Here is a 17614-nt window from a genome sequence, read left to right on the forward strand (position 1 = left end):
GGTGGCGGACGGTCGCGTACCGGGCCGTCGTGCTGTGCTCAGCCGCCGTTCGTACCGCCGGTGGAGCCCCCGCCGGTCGTCGGGGCGTCCCCGCCGGTCGTGCCGCCGCCGGTCGTGCCGGAGCCGGTGGTGGTCGCCGAGGCGCTGCCGGTGCCGCCGGTGCTGCCCGAGGAGCCCGTGGGCTCTTGGCTCGTCGGCTTGTCGGTCGGCGTCGGCTTGTCCGTCGGCTTGTCGGTGGGCTTGTCCGTGGGTTTGTCGGTCGGCTTGTCGGTGGGCTTGTGCGTGGGCCTGCCGGTCGGGCTGGTGCCGCCGTCCGTCGGCCGCGTCGTCGGGTCGGTCGGGCGGGTGCTGCCGCCGGTCGGTCCGCCGGTCGTCGGGTCGGTGGCACCCCCGGTCGGGCCGGTGCTCGGCTGCGCGCTGGTGCCCGGTGTGCGGGGCGACGCCGAGCGGTGGCCGGTGACCGTGCCGGGGCGGCCGCCGTGTCCGGTCCGGGTGCGGTCGGCGCCCGGCTGGTCGGCGGGCAGGCCGTCGTCGCTCTGCCCCGGCTGGGCGGACTGCTCGGTGGTGACCTTGTTGCCCGTACCGTCGTCGGACCCGGAGACCGCGCCCAGCGTGACGACGGTGCCCAGGACGGCGACGAGCAGCGCTCCGGCGCCCGCGGCGACCAGGTTGCGCCGGGCGCCGAGCACCAGGGCCTTGCGGCCCTTGGCGGGGCCGCGGCCCGTGCCCTTGCCGGAGGCCACGCTGCGGGTGACGACGGTGGGTGCCGTCGCGTCGACGGCCGGGGCGGCGGCGAGGCCGGCGGGCACCCCGCCGGGCGGCGAGGCCGACTCCTCCGTCCGCGCGTCCGGGATCTCCTCACCGGCCGGGGCGGCCGTCCCGGCGGGCGGGGTGAACGTGCCGGAGCGGTCCGCGACCAGGGCCAGCGCGCGTCGTCCGGCGACCGCGCCGCGCCGGTCGGAGAGCACGCCGCGCAGCCCTATCGACGCCTCCAGCTCGGCCCGCGCCCGGTCCAGGTTGCCGGTGCACAGCGCGAGGACGCCCAGCTCGTGGTGGAAGTACGCCTCCTCGGCCACCTCCCCGGCGATCCGGGCGGCCTCGGCGCCGTGCCGCAGGCTGCGCTCCCAGGCGCTCCAGTGCAGGGCGGCGGCGAAGGCCGGGGCGGCCGTACGGGCCAGGAGCACGGCGGCGCTGGGGTGGCCGCCGTCCCGGCTGCCGGTCAGCACGCCCATCGCGGCCAGGATCGCGTCGGACTCGGCGGCGGCCCGCTCCGGGGTGACCGAGGGGTGCCCGGCCCACCAGGCGTAGTGCTGGGCGGCGGTCAGCGCCCGCTCCCCCGCGTCGTCGGCGTACCCGGCGTCCGTCAGCTGGTCCTGTACGGTCGCGGCGAGCCGGTAGTGGCCCCCGGCCGGGGTGATCAGCCCGCAGCCCAGCAGATCGCCGAGGGCGGCGTCCGCGTGGGTGTCCTGGGCGAGCGCGGGCAGGTGCGCCTGGTGGGGCAGCTCGCCGCCCAGCGCGACCGCGAAGCGCAGCGTCTCGCGCGCGGCCTCGCCCAGCCCGGCGGCGATCAGCGGCGCGGGCGAGGCGGCCTCGGCGACGGTCGGCAGTGGCCGCTCGTCGCCCGCGGATGCGTCGTCGGACGGCTCGCCGTACGCGTCGGAAGTGCCCGCACGCTGCCGCAGCAGCGCGCCGGCCTGCACGAAGCGCAGCGGCAGCCCCTCGGACTCGAACCACAGGTCGGCGGCCCACGCGGCCTCTTCGTCGGTGAGCGGGCGGCCGACGGCGCCCTCCAGCAGCTCCCGGCAGGCGTCGCGGCTGATGCCGCCGAGGAAGACCTCTTCGAGGTGGGAGCCGGGCGAGGGGGCGGCGACGTCGGGGGTGGCGGCGAGCAGGAAGGCGCACTCGGGCGTGGCGCCCAGCAGCTCGTCCAGCGCGGCGCCGCCGAATTCGAGGTCGTCCAGGACGACGATCGCACCGATCTCGCCGAGCAGGCGCAGCAGCTCGCCGCGGTCGGGGCGGTGCAGCGGGGCCCGGTGGACGGCGGCGAACAGCTCGTACATCACGTCGGTGGGCGTGCGGCGGTAGCCGGACAGGCGCACCACGCCGTCCGGCGCCACGCCGTCGCAGGCGGTGGCGACGGCGTCCAGCAGCCGGGTGCGGCCCGAGCCGGAGGGGCCGGTGACGCGTACGGATCTGCCGCGGGACAGCAGCCGCACCAGTCTGTCGGTCTCCTCGGCGCGCTCCAGCAGCGCGGCGGGGCGGCCGGCGGCGACCGGGACGGCGGGCGGGGCCGCGGCGCGCGCCAGTTCGGCGCGCTCCTCGGGGCCGTGCTTTCCGGGGACGGCGGGCTGCTCGCCGGGCGGGCAGGGTTCGATCTCGCTGCCGTCGACCGGGTTGACGGTGAGGAGGTAGGGGCCCGATACGAGCTGTACGGTGCGGGCGAGGCCGCCGGAGGCGGCGCCGGGGCCGGGGCCGCCGTGCGCGGGCGCCGGCGTCGTCGCAGGGGCGTCCTGCTCGTCGTACTCCTCAGGTCCCCGGTTCGTGTTCGGGTCCATGGTGAAATGCCCCCCAGATGCGCTTGGCGTGCCGTCCGGCCGATTGTGTCCCGGCCGTCCGCACTCCCCCAGCCTCCGGCCGGGGGACTCCCCCGGCCGCCGCTTCTGGTCCGGTGCCCGCCGCGCGGCGTAACCGGACGGCGGAAAACCGAACCTTAGACCTTGGCCCAGTATCTACGAAGCGCCGGGGTCCGTTCCTGCCCGGAACGTCACAGTGTTGTGAGAATCCTTCGGTATGCGGCTTTGATCTTGGATTCTCGCGGCGGTACGCGCCCGCGTGCGCCGGCCGGGGCCCTCAGACCCGCGGCAGGCTCTCGGCCTCGATGCCGCCCTCGATGGCGAGGATGCGGTGCAGGCGGGTGGCGACCAGGAGCCGCTGCATCTGGGGCGGTACGCCGCGCAGCACCAGCCGGCGGTTGGCCCGCCCGGCGCGGCGGTGCGCGCCCATGATGACGCCGAGGCCGGTGGCGTCCCAGGAATCCAGGCCGGTCAGATCGAGCACCAGGTCGCCCTGGCCGGAGTCGACGGCGGTGTGCAGGACGGTACGGGCGTCCGCCGCGCTGCGGACGTCGAGGCGGCCCCCGACGACCAGCTCGGCGTGGTCGCCCCTGATGTGCATATGTGCTCCCCGGGTGATGAGTGCTCGATCGTTACGACTACAGAACTGACTGCCTCTCATGCGGCGAAGTTGCCGCCTGTAAGCGAACCGATACCGAATTCACCCTGGGGGGTGAAGGGCGCCGGGCCCGTGCGGGTGACGCGCCGGGTGCCGTGCCGGTGCCGCCGCGGCCGGCCGGCGGACCGGCCGTCGTGCCGCGGCGGTACCGGGCCCGGCGCCTGACGCGGCGTCAGTGCGGTGCCGCGGGGCCCGGAGCCGTCCGATGCGGTATCAGTGCTCGTAGAAGCCTTGCCCGCTCTTGCGGCCGATATCGCCGGCGTCCACCATCCGCCGCATGATCTCCGGCGGCGCGAACTTCTCGTCCTGCGACTCGGTGTAGATGTTGTCGGTGGCGTGCAGCAGGATGTCCACGCCGGTCAGGTCGGCGGTGGCCAGCGGGCCCATGGCGTGCCCGAAGCCCAGCTTGCAGGCGGTGTCGATGTCCTCGGCGGAGGCCACCCCGGACTCGTACAGCTTCGCCGCCTCGACGACCAGCGCCGAGATCAGCCGGGTGGTCACGAAGCCGGCCACGTCGCGGTTGACGACGATGCAGGTCTTGCCGACCGACTCGGCGAACGCGCGGGCGGTGGCGAGGGTTTCGTCGCTGGTCTTGTAGCCGCGCACCAGCTCGCACAGCTGCATCATCGGCACCGGCGAGAAGAAGTGGGTGCCGACCACCCGCTCGGGGCGCCCGGTGGCCGCCGCGATCTTGGTGATCGGAATGGCGGAGGTGTTGGAGGCGAGCACCGCCTCGTCCTTGACCAGCTTGTCCAGGCTCTGGAAGATCTCCCGCTTGACGTCGATCCGCTCGAAGACGGCCTCGACGACGATGTCCGCGTCGGCGGCCGCGTCCAGGTCGGTCGTGGTGGTGATCCGGCCCAGCGCCCGCTCCGCGTCCTCCGCGGCCAGCTTGCCCTTGCCCACGAACTTCTCGTACGACTTCTCGATGCCGCTGCGGCCGCGGGCCAGCGCCCCGTCCGTCACGTCGCGGAGGACGACCTCCCAGCCCGCCTGGGCCGAGACCTGCGCGATGCCGGACCCCATCAGTCCGGCCCCGATGACGGCGAGCTTCTTTGCCACTGGCTGTCCCCTAACACGCTGTACATCTGACGGCTCTCGGCAGTGACGTTAGCGCCCGTCGGCGATCGATAGGAGGGTTAGAGATGCGCGTCACGTCTCAGATGACGGACATCACACCACCCGTGCTCATCCGCCCGCGCGCACGGCATAGTTGAGGACCTTTCCGCCGAGCGCGTCTTCAAGGTCGTCCAGCAGGGCGAGGGCCTCGCGTGACACCTCGTCGGGTGCGCGCCCGGTCATCATCTCGCGGCCGATGTAGCCCATGAGCGTGCTGTGCACCCAGTTGAGCTGACCGGCCACCATGAGCGGCAGCCAGTCGTCCGCCGCCGCGCCGGCCTCCTGGCGCAGGGTCTCCTCCAGCCGGGTGAGCTGTTCCTGCTGGAGGTGCCACAGGCGGGCCTTGAGGGTGGCGGAGCCTTCGATGACCCGCATGAAGCGGTCGTAGCCCTGGACCAGGCCGACGGTGGGCGAGACCGCCTCCACCTGCTCGCGCAGTTCGCGCAGGACGGCGGCGGCGGCCGACTCCCCGGCGCCCCGGCCGCGCACGAAGCGCGCGAGGCGGTCCACCAGCCCGGCGCTGCGGTCCAGGAAGAGGTCCTCCTTGGCCGGGAAGTAGTTGTAGACGGTGTTGACGGAGACGTCGCAGACCTCGGCGATCTCCGCGACGGTCACCGCGTCGAAGCCGCGCTCCAGGAACAGGCCGGTGGCCATGTCCGAGATGCGCTGGCGCGTCTGCCGCTTCTTCCGCTCCCTGAGCCCCTCAGCCATGTCCGCATCGTACGCCTCCTTGGGTATCGTTGAATTTTGGGGGCGTTGCAATTTTTCAGTCTCTCTGTTTTTCTTTCCGGCATGGCAGTCATCAGCGCGTCCGGCCTCGCCCGGGCCTTCACCACCCAGCGCGGCACCGTCGAAGCGGTACGCGGCATCGACCTCACCGCCGAACGCGGCGAGATCCTCGGCCTGCTCGGCCCGAACGGCGCCGGGAAGACCACCACCCTGCGGATGCTCACCACGCTCCTCGCGCCCACCGGCGGCACCGCGACGGTGGCCGGCTGCGACCTCGCCCGCGACCCGGCCGGGGTGCGGCGCGCCACCGGCTACGTGGCCCAGTCCGGCGGCGTCGACCCGAACGTCTCCGTACGGGAGGAACTGGTCACCCAGGGGCGGCTGTACCGCCTGCCGAAGGCCGAGGCGGCGGCCCGCGCCGGGGAACTGGCCGACGCGCTCGGCCTCGACGGGCTGCTGGACCGCAAGTGCGCGGCGATGTCCGGCGGGCAGCGGCGGCGCCTGGACATCGCGATGGGGCTGGTGCACCGGCCGGCGGTGCTCTTCCTGGACGAGCCGACGACCGGTCTCGATCCCGGCAGCCGGGCCGATCTGTGGGAGCTGGTCCGGCGGCTGCGTACGGACTTCGGCACCACGGTCGTCCTGACCACCCACTACCTCGACGAGGCGGACGCGCTGGCGGACCGCGTCGTGGTCGTGGACCAGGGCGTGGTGGCCGCCGAGGGCACCCCGCACGCGCTCAAGTCCGCGTACGCCGGTTCGCCCGACGCGTCCCTCCAGGACGCCTTCCTGGCGATCACCGGGCGCGACCCCGCCCCCGCGGACACCGCCCCCGTCGCCGTCTGACCGCCCGCCCCCGTCACCGCACCGCCCACAGGAGTCCCCGTATGTCCTCCGCCCTGTCCGACACGGCCCTGATCTTCGGGCGCTACGCCCGGCAGACCCTGCGCTCCAAACTCCAGATGTTCTTCGGCGTGCTGATGCCGCTGCTGTACCTGTTCTTCTTCGGCCCGCTGCTGACCGACCTGCCGCTGACCTCCGAGGGCAGCTCCTGGCAGGTCCTGGTGCCCGGTCTGCTGCTCCAACTCGCACTGTTCGGCGGCGCGTTCTGCGGGTTCGGCATCATCGTCGAGAAGCAGTACGGCGTGCTGGAGCGGATGCGGGTGACGCCCGTCAGCCGCCTCGCGCTGCTGCTGGGGCGGGTGCTGCGGGACGCGGCGCTGTTCACCTTCCAGGCGGTGCTGCTGGTGCTGGCGGCGGTGGTGATGGGGCTGCGGGCGCCGCTGGGCGGCATTCTCATCGGGTTCGCCTTCGTCGCCGTGACGACCGTCGCGCTGTCCTCGTTCTCGTACGCGCTGGCCCTGAAGGTCACCTCGCCGCAGGAGTTCGGGCCGGTCGTCAACGCCGCCACCATGCCCACGATGCTGCTGTCCGGTCTGATGCTGCCGATGGCCCTGGCGCCCGGCTGGCTGGACGCGCTCTCGCACGTGATGCCGCTGCGCTACCTCGTGGACGGCGTCCGGGCGGCCTACGTGGGCGACTACACCGCGGCGAGCGTGCTGTACGGCGCGCTGGTCGCGGCCGGGCTCGCCGTACTGGCCGCGGCCGTGTGCGCCCGCGCCTTCCGCAGGGCGGCCGCGTAGGCTCGCCCGTATGGTCAATCTGACGCGCATCTACACCCGTACCGGCGACAAGGGCACCACCGCCCTCGGCGACATGAGCCGGACCGCCAAGACCGACACGCGGATCGCGGCCTACGCGGACGCCAACGAGGCCAACGCGGCGATCGGCGTGGCCATCGCGCTCGGCTCGCTGCCGGAGGACGTCGTCAAGGTGCTCGTCCGGGTGCAGAACGACCTCTTCGACGTGGGCGCCGACCTGTCGACGCCGGTGGTGGAGAACCCGGAGTTCCCGCCGCTGCGCGTCGAGCAGTCCTACGTCGACAAGCTGGAGGCGGACTGCGACCACTACCTGGAGGGCCTGGAGAAGCTGCGCAGCTTCATCCTGCCCGGCGGCACGGCGGGCGCCGCGCTGCTGCACCAGGCGTGCACGGTCGTACGCCGTGCCGAGCGCTCCACCTGGGCGGCGCTGGAGATGCACGGCGACACCATGAACCACCTCACCGCCACCTACCTCAACCGCCTCTCCGACATCCTGTTCATCCTGGCCCGCACGGCCAACAAGGAGCTGGGCGACGTGCTGTGGGTGCCGGGCGGCGAGCGCTAGCCAATCTCACCAGCCGGACTTCCGGCCGGCCCCGGTGTGGTCGCGGTCGTCCGTGCCGCCCTGGGGCAGGTCCGCCGCCGGCGCCTGCTTCGGCCAGATCGTGTAGCTCGTCGCGATCACCAGGTTGATGCCGATGACGAAGAGCATCTTGGTCTGCCAGCCGCGCAGCGAGGTGGTCTGCGCGGGGTCGCCCACGTACCGGACCGCGGCCTCCAGCAGGCCCATCGCGATGAGCGCGGCGAGGATCCAGCGGGCCGCCGACTGCCATTCGAAGACCGTACGGGCCCGGCCATACTTCGGCGCGGGCACCGGCGGCGGGCCGCCCGCGAAACGGTGGGCGAAGCGGACGTCCACCCACTTGATGGTGCGGTGCCCCAGCGCGACCGAGAAGCCGATGTAGGCGGCGGCCAGTCCGTGCTTCCAGTCGGGCTCGGCGCCGTTCTTCAGGTCGACGGCGGTGACGACCAGCAGGACCAGCTCCAGCAGCGGCTCCAGCAGCAGCACGGCGACGCCGGTACGCGGCATCTTCGCCAGGTAGCGCAGGGCCAGTCCGCCGGCCAGCAGTATCCAGAAGCCGACCTCGCAGACGACGATCAGCACAGCGATCACGGGACTCCCCTTCTTTCCTGTCCCTTCCAGGCTCGCCCCGGAATCCGGCCGTGCCCTCGTCGCCCATGACGATCCGCCGCTGCATCTTTCGATGTCCCGCGACGGCCCGGAACTGCATCCTTCGATGTACCGCGCGGGGCGCGCGGTTCGGCCGGGGCGTGGAGGCGGCGGGCCGCGCGGCCGTGTTTGATGGTGGGGTGACCGCACGACCCCGCCTGGCCCTGCCCCGCCCGCACCGCGACGACCTGCGCATCGCCGTCTGCGGGCTGCTCGGCGGGCTGCTGGTGTGGGCGCTGGGGCTGCGCAACAACACACCGCTGGTGGACCTGCCCGAATGGCTGGTCCTGCTGGCGCTGACCGCCATGTCCGCCGCCGAGCTGCTGCGCCGCAGCGCGCCGCGCACCGCGCTGGCCACGGCGACCGCCGCGCTCGCGCTGGACGTGTGCAGCGGCGGGCTGATCATCACGATCCTGATGTTCACTGACGTCATCTACGCCGCGGTGTTGTACGGATCGCCCGCCACCGCCCGGCGGGTCCCGGTCATCAGCATCCTGCTCACCGTCGCCGCCACCATCGTCCCGGTGGCGGTGCTGCGCGACCCGCGGGCCCTGCTGCTCGGCATCGGCGTCGGCGTGATCACGACCGCGCCCGCCTGGACCGGTGTCATCATCCGCGAGCACCGCAACGCCGCGCGGGCCGCCCGGCTGGAGGCCGAACAGACCGCCCTGCTGGCCGAGATGGACCGTACGCAAGCGGTCGTCGCCGAACGCGCGCGGATGGCGCGCGAGTTGCACGACATGGTCGCCAACCACCTGTCGGCCATCGCGATCCACTCCACGGCCGCGCAGTCCATAGACGACCCGGCCGCCACCCGTGAGGCGCTCGGCGTCATCCGCGAGAACAGCGTGCAGGGCCTGGCCGAGATGCGGCGCCTGATCGGACTGCTGCGGGACGCGAAGGACCCCGGCGCGACGGCCGAGGCGCAGGCCACGCCGACCCTGGACGGACTGGACGCATTGCTGCGGCAGGCGCGCACCAACGGGGCGAGCAGCGGCCTGACATTCACCCTCCAGGATGACCGACAAGACGGCCGGCAGGACGACCGTGAGGACCCCCGGGCGGACGGCGGCGCCGCGCGGCTGCCCGCGCCGGTGGAGCTCGCCGCGTACCGCATCGTGCAGGAGTCGCTGACCAACGCCCTCAAGCACGCGGCGCCCGGCGAGGTGGCGGTCCGCATCGCGTACGCTCCTGGCGGCCCGCTCATCGTCAGCGTGACCAGCCCCTTCGGTGACCGCCCCGGCCCGCGCGCGCCCGGCTCCGGCGCGGGGCTGGTCGGCATGCGGGAGCGGATCGCGCTGCTCGACGGAGATTTCGAGGCCGGCCCCGAGGGCCTGGGAGACCGCAAGACATGGCGGGTACGGGCCACGCTCCCGGTCCGCGAGGAGGAAGAGGAACGATGACAGCTGCCACCGGCCGCCCGGTCCGGGTGCTGATCGCCGAGGACCAGTCCGCCGTACGGGCCGGGCTGGTGCTGATCCTGCGCTCGGCCGCCGACATCGAGGTGGCCGGGGAGGCCGCGGACGGCGAGGAGGCGGTGCGGCTGGCCCGCGAGCTGCGCCCCGACGTGGTGCTGATGGACGTACAGATGCCCAAGCTGGACGGGGTGTCGGCCACTCGCGCGATCGTCGCCGAGGAGCTGGCCGACGTGCTGGTGCTGACCACGTTCGACCTGGACGAGTACGTCTTCGGGGCGCTCCGCGCGGGCGCCGCCGGCTTCCTGCTCAAGGACACCGAGGCGGCGGCGCTGGTGGACGCGGTGCGCACGGTGGCCGCCGGGGAGGGTCTGATCGCGCCGGCCGTCACCCGGCGGCTGATCGCGGAGTTCGCCAGCCCCCGGGCGGCACGCCGCCCCGCCGACGCCGAGGCGCCGGACCCGGCCGTGCTGGACACCCTGACCCGGCGCGAGCGTGAGGTGCTGGGCTGCCTGGGCAGGGGGATGTCGAACGCCGACATCGCGGCCCGGCTGGAGGTGGCGGAGGCGACCGTCAAGACGCACGTCAGCCGGCTGCTGGGCAAGCTGGAGCTGCGCAGCCGGGTGCAGGCGGCGGTGCTGGCGCAGGAGTTGGGTGTGGGCGGCGACTGACCGGGCGTGCCGTCGCCGCGCGTACGGGCGTGGCGGAGGCCGCCCACCACTTTGGTCCAGACCTCTTGACCGTAGGTCTGGACCTTTTTACGCTCCCTTCACATCTTTGCGGTGAGCGCGCCCCACAGCGCTCACCGGGCGGCGCAGGTTCCCCCACCTTCCCACCCCCTTACCTGGGAGCATCCGTGACACCCGGAACCCTGACACGCACCACCCACGCCCGTCGAAGAGCCCTCGCGGCCCTCACCGCACTCCTGCTGCCCGTGGCCGCGCTGATCGGCCTGGCCGGCGCCACCCCGGCGCACGCCGCCGAATCGGCGACCGCCACGTACACCAAGGTCTCCGACTGGGGCACCGGCTTCCAGGGGCAGTGGACGGTCAAGAACACCGGCGACACCAGCATCAACGGCTGGACCGTCGAGTGGGACTTCCCCTCCGGCACCTCCGTCGGCTCCGCCTGGGACGCCCGGGTCAGCGGCTCGGGCACCCACTGGAAGGCCCAGAACGCCAACTGGAACGGCACCATCGCTCCCGGCGCCTCGGTCAGCTTCGGCTTCACCGGCGCCGGCAGCGGCGGCGGCGACGTGAGCGGCTGCAAGCTCAACGGCGGCTCCTGCGACGGCGCGCAGCCCGGTGACACCCCGCCGTCCGCGCCCGGCAAGCCGGTGGCCGGCAGCGTCACCGACACCTCCGTACGGCTGACCTGGACCGCCGCGACGGACGACAAGGGCGTCAAGAACTACGACATCCTGCGCGACGGCACCAAGGTCGCCACCGTCGAGAAGCTCGCGTACACCGACACGGGCCTGACGAAGGACACCTCGTACACCTACACCGTCGTCGCCCGCGACACCGCGGACCAGACCGGCCCCGCCAGCGAACCGCTCACCGTGCGCACCACCGGCGGCGGACAGCCCGGCGACAACCCTCCGTCCGCGCCCGGCAAGCCGGTGGCGAGCGACGTCACCGACACGTCCGTACGGCTGGCGTGGACCGCGGCCACCGACGACAAGGGCGTCAAGAACTACGACGTGCTGCGCGACGGCACGAAGGTCGCCACCGTCGAGAAGCTGGCCTACACCGACTCCGGCCTGACCAAGGGCACCGACTACACCTACACCGTCGTCGCCCGCGACACCGCCGACCAGACCGGCCCCGCCAGCGCCGCCACGACCGTGCGCACCACCGGTGGCGGCCAGCAGCCCGTGGACGCGGTCAAGCTGGGCTACTTCACCGAGTGGGGCGTCTACGACCGCAACTACCACGTGAAGAACCTGGTCACCTCGGGTTCCGCGAGCAAGCTGACGCACATCAACTACGCGTTCGGCAACGTCCAGGGCGGCCGGTGCACCGTCGGTGACGCCTACGCGGCCACCGACAAGGCGTACACCGCCGACCAGAGCGTGGACGGCGTCGCCGACACCTGGGACCAGCCGCTGCGCGGCAACTTCAACCAGCTCAAGAAGCTCAAGGCGAAGTACCCGAACATCAAGATCCTGTGGTCCTTCGGCGGCTGGACCTGGTCCGGCGGCTTCACCGACGCCGTCAAGAACCCGGCCGCCTTCGCCGACTCCTGCTACCAGCTGGTCAACGACGCGCGCTGGGCCGGCCTCTTCGACGGCATCGACCTGGACTGGGAGTACCCCAACGCCTGCGGCCTGACCTGCGACACCAGCGGCCCGGCGGCCTTCAGCACCATGATGAAGGCGATGCGCGACAAGTTCGGCAAGCAGCTGGTCACCGCCGCGATCACGGCCGACGGCTCGGACGGCGGCAAGATCGACGCGGCGGACTACGGCGGCGGCTCGCAGTACGCCGACTGGTACAACGTCATGACGTACGACTTCTTCGGCGCCTGGGACAAGACCGGGCCCACCGCCCCCCACTCGCCGCTGACGTCCTACCCCGGCATCCCGAAGCAGGGCTTCAACACCGACGCGGCCCTGCAGAAGCTCAAGGCCAAGGGCGTGCCCGCGAAGAAGCTGCTGATCGGCATCGGCTTCTACGGACGCGGCTGGACCGGCGTCACCCAGGACGCCCCCGGCGGCACCGCCACCGGCCCGGCCCCCGGCAAGTACGAGGCGGGCATCGAGGACTACAAGATCCTCAAGGCGAGCTGTCCGTCCACCGGCACCGTCGCCGGCACCGCGTACGCCCGGTGCGGCAGCAACTGGTGGAGCTATGACACGCCCGCCACGATCAACGGCAAGATGAGCTACGCCAAGCAGCAGGGCCTGGGCGGCGCGTTCTTCTGGGAGTTCAGCGGTGACACGGCCGACGGCGAACTGATGACCGCGATCGACAGCGGCCTGAAGTAACCCGGCCACACCCCCGGACCGGCCGGGGAGGCGGCGTCGCCCCCGCCTTCCCGGCCTTCGGCCCGCGGGGAACGGTTTACGCCACGTTGACTCTCTGTCCGGGAGGCGCCGCCTCCAGCCAAGCCAGGAAGCCCGTCAGCGCGTCCTCGCTCATCGCCAGCTCCAGCCTCGTACCGCGGTGGCGGCAGGCGAGCACGACGGAGTCGGAGAGCAGGGCGAGTTCCTCCTCGCCCTGGGGGGTGCGGCGCTGGAGGACCTCGATGGAGAAGCGTTCCAGGACGCGGCGGGGACGGGGCGCGTACGAGAAGACGCGGAACCACTCGACCCGGTCACCGTTGTAGCGCGCGACACCGTAGATCCAGCCCTTGCCGCTGGGCTCGGCCTCTTCCTCGGGCACGTTCCAGCGCAGACTGCAGTCGAACGTGCCGCCGGAGCGCTGGATGAGCCGTCGCCGTAGTCCGAAGACGAAGAGCCCCAGCAGCACCAGCACGACGACCGCGCCGCTCACAAGCAGAGCGAGGACCATCCGAACCGACCTCCTCGCCTCGATGGGTCACCCCCGGCGCCGGTCGGGCGCAGGGGAACAAATCGCACCTGCATTGCCTCAGCCGCGGGCCGCCCTGGAGAATTCCAGCGCAGCCCGCGGCTGAGGGACGTGCCTCGTCGGTGGTGGGCCTCAGTGGACGCCCGCCACCGCGCGCAGCCGGACATCGGCGCGGCGCTCGGCGGCCGCGTCGGCCTCCGACTTCGCCCGCTCCAAGGCCCGCTCCGCGCGCTGGACATCGATCTCGTCCGACAGCTCGGCGATCTCCGCGAGCAGAGACAGCTTGTTGTCGGCGAACGAGATGAAGCCGCCGTGCACGGCGGCGACGACGGTGCCGTCCCCGTCCTCGCCGGTCGTACGAATCGTCACCGGGCCGGACTCCAGCACGCCGAGCAGCGGCTGGTGCCCCGGCATGACGCCGATGTCGCCCGACGAGGTGCGCGCGACGACCAGGCTGGCCTCGCCCGACCAGACCTGACGGTCGGCGGCGACCAACTCGACGTGCAGCTCAGCCACGATGGCTCCTCGGGTCTCCACCTGCCGGGTGCGGCAGATGTTGGGTCAAATACTAGTGGTCGTGACGACCGGGGGCGGCCAGGGCCGCCCCCGGAACGCGGCCGGGCCTCAGGAGACGCCCAGCTCCTTGGCGTTCGCCTTCAGGTCCTCGAGGCCACCGCACATGAAGAACGCCTGCTCGGGGAAGTGGTCGTACTCACCGTCGCAGATCGCGTTGAACGCGGCGATGGACTCGTCCAGCGACACGTCCGAGCCGTCCACACCGGTGAACTGCTTCGCCACGTGGGTGTTCTGCGACAGGAAGCGCTCGACGCGACGGGCACGGTGGACAACGAGCTTGTCCTCCTCGCCCAGCTCGTCGATACCGAGGATCGCGATGATGTCCTGCAGGTCCTTGTACTTCTGCAGGATCGTCTTGACCCGCGAGGCACAGTCGTAGTGGTCCTGCGCGATGTAGCGCGGGTCCAGGATGCGGGACGTCGAGTCCAGCGGGTCCACCGCCGGGTAGATGCCCTTCTCCGAGATCGGACGCGAGAGAACGGTGGTCGCGTCCAGGTGGGCGAAGGTGGTGGCCGGCGCCGGGTCGGTCAGGTCGTCCGCGGGGACGTAGATCGCCTGCATCGAGGTGATCGAGTGACCGCGGGTCGAGGTGATGCGCTCCTGGAGGAGACCCATCTCGTCCGCCAGGTTCGGCTGGTAACCCACCGCGGAGGGCATGCGGCCCAGCAGGGTGGACACCTCGGAACCCGCCTGGGTGTACCGGAAGATGTTGTCGATGAAGAAGAGGACGTCCTGCTTCTGGACGTCACGGAAGTACTCCGCCATCGTCAGACCGGCCAGCGCGACCCGCAGACGGGTGCCCGGGGGCTCGTCCATCTGGCCGAAGACCAGCGCGGTCTTGTCGATGACGCCGGAGTCCGTCATCTCCTCGATGAGGTCGTTGCCCTCACGGGTGCGCTCACCGACACCGGCGAACACCGACACACCGTCGTGGTTGTTGGCCACGCGGTAGATCATTTCCTGGATGAGGACGGTCTTGCCGACGCCCGCGCCGCCGAACAGACCGATCTTGCCGCCCTTGACGTACGGGGTCAGCAGGTCGATGACCTTGACGCCGGTCTCGAACATCTCGGTCTTCGACTCGAGCTGGTCGAAGTTCGGGGCCTTGCGGTGGATCGGCCAGCGCTCGTTGACCTCGACCGTGGACGGGTCCACGTTCAGGATCTCGCCGAGGGTGTTGAACACCTTGCCCTTGGTGACGTCACCGACCGGGACGGTGATGCCCGTACCCGTGTCGGTCACCGCGGCCTGGCGGACCAGACCGTCGGTGGGCTGCATGGAGATGGCGCGGACCATGCCGTCACCGAGGTGCTGGGCGACCTCGAGCGTCAGCGTCTTGGTCTTGCCGTCCTCGGCCGGGTCGGCCACATCGACGGTCAGCGCGTTGTAGATGTCCGGCATCGCGTCGACGGGGAACTCCACGTCGACGACCGGGCCGATGACCCGCGCGACGCGGCCCGTCGCCGTGGCCGTCTCAACAGTGGTGGTCATAGTTGTCAGTCACTCCCCGCGGTCGCGTCGGCCAGTGCGCTCGCGCCACCGACGATCTCGCTGATTTCCTGGGTGATTTCGGCCTGGCGGGCCGCGTTGGCAAGCCGCGAGAGCGACTTGATGAGTTCTTCCGCGTTGTCGGTCGCCGACTTCATCGCACGCCGGGTGGCGGCGTGCTTGGAGGCGGCGGCCTGCAGCAGCGCGTTGTAGATACGCGACTCGACGTACCGCGGCAGCAGCGCGTCCAGCACGTCCTCGGCCGACGGCTCGAAGTCGAACAGCGGCAGGATCTCGCCCTTGGACGACGCCTGCGCCTCCTCGGCCGTCTTTTCGAGGCTGAGCGGCAGCAGCCGGTCGTCGACCGGCGTCTGCGTCATCATCGACACGAACTCGGTGTAGACGATGTGCAGCTCGTCCACGCCGCCCTCGGCGGTGTCCTGCTGGACAGCGGCGATCAGCGGCCCGGCGACGGCCTTGGCGTCCGCGTACGTCGGGCTGTCGGTGAAGCCGGTCCACGACTCCGTGACCTTGCGCTCACGGAAGCCGTAGTACGAGACACCCTTGCGGCCGACGATGTAGGTGTCGACCTCCTTGCCCTCGCCCCGGAGCCGCTCGGTGAGCTGCTCGGCGGCCTTGATGGCGTTGGAGGAGTAGCCGCCGGCCAGACCGCGGTCGCTCGTGATGAGCAGCACCGCGGCCCGCGTGGGGTTCTCCGCCTCGGTCGTCAGGGCGTGCTTGGTGTTCGAACCGGTGGCAACCGCCGTCACCGCGCGGGTGAGCTCACTCGCGTACGGCGTCGATGCCGCCACCTGGCGCTGCGCCTTGACGATGCGCGAGGCGGCGATCATCTCCATCGCCTTGGTGATCTTCTTGGTCGCGGTGACGGAGCGGATGCGACGCTTGTAGACCCGGAGCTTGGCTCCCATGGATCAGGTCCCTTCCGTCGTCACTTGCTCGTGCTGACCGGAGCGTCCTCACCGAGAAGCTTGCCGTCCGAGGTCTCGAACTGCTGCTTGAAGGTGGCGACGGTGTCGGCGAGCGCCTGAATGGTGTCGTCGGACATCTTGGCGCCCTCGGCGATGCTGGTGAGCAGCTCCTTCTTCTCGCGGCCCATCCAATCCAGCAGCTCGCGCTCGAAGCGGCGGATGTCCTGGACCGGGACGTCGTCCATCTTGCCGGTGGTACCGGCCCAGATGGAGACGACCTGCTCCTCGACGGGCATCGGCTGGTACTGGCCCTGCTTGAGCAGCTCGGTCATGCGCTGACCACGGGCGAGCTGGGCCTTGGACGCGGCGTCCAGGTCGGAACCGAAGGCGGCGAACGCCTCCAGCTCACGGAACTGGGCGAGGTCCACACGGAGCCGGCCGGACACCTGGCGCATGGCCTTGTGCTGGGCCGAGCCACCGACGCGGGAGACGGAGATACCGACGTTCAGCGCCGGGCGCTGGCCCGCGTTGAACAGGTCGGACTCCAGGAAGCACTGGCCGTCGGTGATGGAGATGACGTTGGTCGGGATGAACGCCGAGACGTCGTTCGCCTTGGTCTCGACGATCGGCAGACCCGTCATCGAACCGGCACCGAGCTCGTCGGAGAGCTTCGCGCAGCGCTCCAGCAGGCGGGAGTGCAGGTAGAAGACGTCACCCGGGTACGCCTCACGGCCCGGCGGGCGGCGCAGCAGCAGGGACACGGCGCGGTAGGCGTCGGCCTGCTTCGAGAGGTCGTCGAAGATGATCAGGACGTGCTTGCCCTGGTACATCCAGTGCTGGCCGATGGCCGAGCCGGTGTAGGGCGCCAGGTACTTGAAGCCCGCCGGGTCGGACGCCGGGGCGGCGACGATGGTCGTGTACTCCAGGGCACCGGCCTCCTCCAGCGCGCCGCGCACGGACGCGATGGTGGAACCCTTCTGGCCGACGGCGACGTAGATGCAGCGGACCTGCTTCTTCGGGTCGCCCGAGCGCCAGTTGTCGCGCTGGTTGATGATCGTGTCGACGGCCAGGGCGGTCTTGCCGGTCTGACGGTCACCGATGATCAGCTGACGCTGGCCGCGGCCGATCGGCACCATCGAGTCGACGGCCTTGTAGCCGGTCTGCATCGGCTCGTGCACCGACTTGCGGACCATGACGCCCGGAGCCTGCAGCTCCAGGGCGCGGCGGCCCTCGGACTCGATCTCGCCGAGGCCGTCGACCGGGTTGCCCAGCGGGTCGACGACGCGGCCGAGGTAGCCCTCGCCCACGGCGACGGAGAGCACCTCACCGGTGCGGCGCACCGGCTGGCCCTCCTCGATACCGCTGAACTCACCGAGGACGACCGCACCGATCTCGCGCTCTTCCAGGTTCAGCGCGAGACCGAGGGTGCCGTCCTCGAACTTCAGCAGCTCGTTCGCCATCGCCGAGGGAAGGCCCTCGACCTTCGCGATACCGTCACCGGCCTCGCTGACCGTACCGACCTCCTCGCGCGAGGCCGCGTCCGGCTTGTACGCCTGGACGAAGTTCTCCAGCGCGTCCCGGATCTCCTCCGGCCGGATCGTGAGCTCCGCCATCTGGGTTCCCTGCTCTCCTTGTTGGGCCCGTCGTCGTTTACGGGGGTCATGCACGTCCCCCGCCGCAGGCAGGGGCGGTTGCCCCCGTG

The 17614-nt window shown here is 71.7% G+C and carries 16 protein-coding genes; 6 read left to right on the forward strand and 10 right to left on the reverse strand.

From position 1 onward, the window contains the following. Window positions 1–38: 38 nt before the first annotated feature. The 4 genes from CP984_RS12380 to CP984_RS12395 form a co-directional block, all read right to left on the reverse strand. Window positions 39–2555, reverse strand: a complete 2517-nt coding sequence (locus CP984_RS12380) for an ATPase AAA (protein ID WP_030182834.1) — start codon at window positions 2553–2555, stop codon at window positions 39–41. A gap of 295 nt (window positions 2556–2850) precedes the next feature. Then, window positions 2851–3174, reverse strand: coding sequence for an STAS domain-containing protein (locus CP984_RS12385; protein ID WP_003981297.1), 324 nt, complete (start codon window positions 3172–3174; stop codon window positions 2851–2853). 270 nt (window positions 3175–3444) lie between these two features. Next, the gene (locus CP984_RS12390; RefSeq protein WP_003981298.1) at window positions 3445–4293 is read right to left on the reverse strand and encodes a 3-hydroxyacyl-CoA dehydrogenase family protein; all 849 of its coding nucleotides are present in this window, start codon (window positions 4291–4293) and stop codon (window positions 3445–3447) included. 126 nt (window positions 4294–4419) lie between these two features. Then, the gene (locus CP984_RS12395) at window positions 4420–5061 is read right to left on the reverse strand and encodes a TetR/AcrR family transcriptional regulator (RefSeq protein ID WP_003981299.1); all 642 of its coding nucleotides are present in this window, start codon (window positions 5059–5061) and stop codon (window positions 4420–4422) included. Window positions 5062–5142: 81 nt separating this feature from the next. Here CP984_RS12395 and CP984_RS12400 point away from each other — a divergent pair, with 81 nt between their 5' ends. The 3 genes from CP984_RS12400 to CP984_RS12410 are packed head-to-tail and all read left to right on the forward strand — an operon-like array spanning window position 5143 to window position 7305. Further along, window positions 5143–5925: an ABC transporter ATP-binding protein gene (locus tag CP984_RS12400; RefSeq protein WP_003981300.1), complete on the forward strand. Its 783-nt coding sequence runs from the start codon at window positions 5143–5145 to the stop codon at window positions 5923–5925. A gap of 41 nt (window positions 5926–5966) precedes the next feature. Then, window positions 5967–6722 (forward strand): ABC transporter permease, encoded by a 756-nt coding sequence (locus tag CP984_RS12405; RefSeq protein WP_003981301.1) that lies wholly within the window; start codon window positions 5967–5969, stop codon window positions 6720–6722. 10 nt (window positions 6723–6732) lie between these two features. Then, on the forward strand, window positions 6733–7305 hold the full coding sequence (locus CP984_RS12410; RefSeq protein WP_003981302.1) for a cob(I)yrinic acid a,c-diamide adenosyltransferase: 573 nt from the start codon (window positions 6733–6735) through the stop codon (window positions 7303–7305). A 6-nt stretch (window positions 7306–7311) separates the two neighbouring features. On the opposite strand, the gene CP984_RS12415 is transcribed toward CP984_RS12410, so the two are convergent. Next, window positions 7312–7914, reverse strand: a complete 603-nt coding sequence (locus CP984_RS12415) for a hypothetical protein (RefSeq protein ID WP_003981303.1) — start codon at window positions 7912–7914, stop codon at window positions 7312–7314. A gap of 197 nt (window positions 7915–8111) precedes the next feature. Between CP984_RS12415 and CP984_RS12420 the strand changes: the two genes are divergently transcribed. The 3 genes from CP984_RS12420 to CP984_RS12430 all read left to right on the forward strand — a co-directional run bounded on the left by CP984_RS12420 (window position 8112) and on the right by CP984_RS12430 (window position 12375). Next, window positions 8112–9374 (forward strand): sensor histidine kinase, encoded by a 1263-nt coding sequence (locus tag CP984_RS12420; RefSeq protein WP_003981304.1) that lies wholly within the window; start codon window positions 8112–8114, stop codon window positions 9372–9374. Then, window positions 9371–10057 carry a response regulator gene (locus CP984_RS12425; protein ID WP_003981305.1) on the forward strand — a complete coding sequence of 229 codons (687 nt, stop codon included), beginning with the start codon at window positions 9371–9373 and terminating at the stop codon, window positions 10055–10057. Before CP984_RS12420 ends, CP984_RS12425 begins: the two co-directional genes overlap by 4 nt. 263 nt (window positions 10058–10320) lie before the next feature. Continuing rightward, window positions 10321–12375 (forward strand): glycoside hydrolase family 18 chitinase, encoded by a 2055-nt coding sequence (locus tag CP984_RS12430; RefSeq protein WP_455569391.1) that lies wholly within the window; start codon window positions 10321–10323, stop codon window positions 12373–12375. A 76-nt stretch (window positions 12376–12451) separates the two neighbouring features. On the opposite strand, the gene CP984_RS12435 is transcribed toward CP984_RS12430, so the two are convergent. From CP984_RS12435 to atpA, 5 genes are all read right to left on the reverse strand, one after another. Next, complete coding sequence (locus CP984_RS12435; protein WP_003981307.1) at window positions 12452–12901, reverse strand: DUF2550 domain-containing protein; 450 nt, start codon at window positions 12899–12901, stop codon at window positions 12452–12454. Between the two features lie 150 nt (window positions 12902–13051). Further along, complete coding sequence (locus tag CP984_RS12440) at window positions 13052–13435, reverse strand: F0F1 ATP synthase subunit epsilon (protein ID WP_003981308.1); 384 nt, start codon at window positions 13433–13435, stop codon at window positions 13052–13054. A gap of 108 nt (window positions 13436–13543) precedes the next feature. Next, complete coding sequence (gene atpD, locus CP984_RS12445) at window positions 13544–14986, reverse strand: F0F1 ATP synthase subunit beta (RefSeq protein WP_003981309.1); 1443 nt, start codon at window positions 14984–14986, stop codon at window positions 13544–13546. Between the two features lie 5 nt (window positions 14987–14991). Continuing rightward, window positions 14992–15912: a F0F1 ATP synthase subunit gamma gene (locus tag CP984_RS12450; RefSeq protein ID WP_003981310.1), complete on the reverse strand. Its 921-nt coding sequence runs from the start codon at window positions 15910–15912 to the stop codon at window positions 14992–14994. A 20-nt stretch (window positions 15913–15932) separates the two neighbouring features. Next, window positions 15933–17525, reverse strand: coding sequence for a F0F1 ATP synthase subunit alpha (gene atpA / locus CP984_RS12455; RefSeq protein WP_003981311.1), 1593 nt, complete (start codon window positions 17523–17525; stop codon window positions 15933–15935). Between the last annotated feature and the right edge of the window lie 89 nt (window positions 17526–17614).

Origin of the sequence: Streptomyces rimosus (assembly GCF_008704655.1) — a bacterium.
Taxonomy (GTDB): domain Bacteria; phylum Actinomycetota; class Actinomycetes; order Streptomycetales; family Streptomycetaceae; genus Streptomyces; species Streptomyces rimosus.

Coding starts and splice junctions, on each gene's coding strand:
- CP984_RS12425 (WP_003981305.1), top strand. CDS start 9,371: ATGACAGCTGCCACCGGCCGCCCGGTCCGGGTGCTGATCGCCGAGGAC.
- CP984_RS12435 (WP_003981307.1), bottom strand. CDS start 12,901: ATGGTCCTCGCTCTGCTTGTGAGCGGCGCGGTCGTCGTGCTGGTGCTG.
- CP984_RS12385 (WP_003981297.1), bottom strand. CDS start 3,174: ATGCACATCAGGGGCGACCACGCCGAGCTGGTCGTCGGGGGCCGCCTC.
- atpA (WP_003981311.1), bottom strand. CDS start 17,525: ATGGCGGAGCTCACGATCCGGCCGGAGGAGATCCGGGACGCGCTGGAG.
- CP984_RS12410 (WP_003981302.1), top strand. CDS start 6,733: ATGGTCAATCTGACGCGCATCTACACCCGTACCGGCGACAAGGGCACC.
- CP984_RS12395 (WP_003981299.1), bottom strand. CDS start 5,061: ATGGCTGAGGGGCTCAGGGAGCGGAAGAAGCGGCAGACGCGCCAGCGC.
- atpD (WP_003981309.1), bottom strand. CDS start 14,986: ATGACCACCACTGTTGAGACGGCCACGGCGACGGGCCGCGTCGCGCGG.
- CP984_RS12400 (WP_003981300.1), top strand. CDS start 5,143: ATGGCAGTCATCAGCGCGTCCGGCCTCGCCCGGGCCTTCACCACCCAG.
- CP984_RS12405 (WP_003981301.1), top strand. CDS start 5,967: ATGTCCTCCGCCCTGTCCGACACGGCCCTGATCTTCGGGCGCTACGCC.
- CP984_RS12450 (WP_003981310.1), bottom strand. CDS start 15,912: ATGGGAGCCAAGCTCCGGGTCTACAAGCGTCGCATCCGCTCCGTCACC.
- CP984_RS12380 (WP_030182834.1), bottom strand. CDS start 2,555: ATGGACCCGAACACGAACCGGGGACCTGAGGAGTACGACGAGCAGGAC.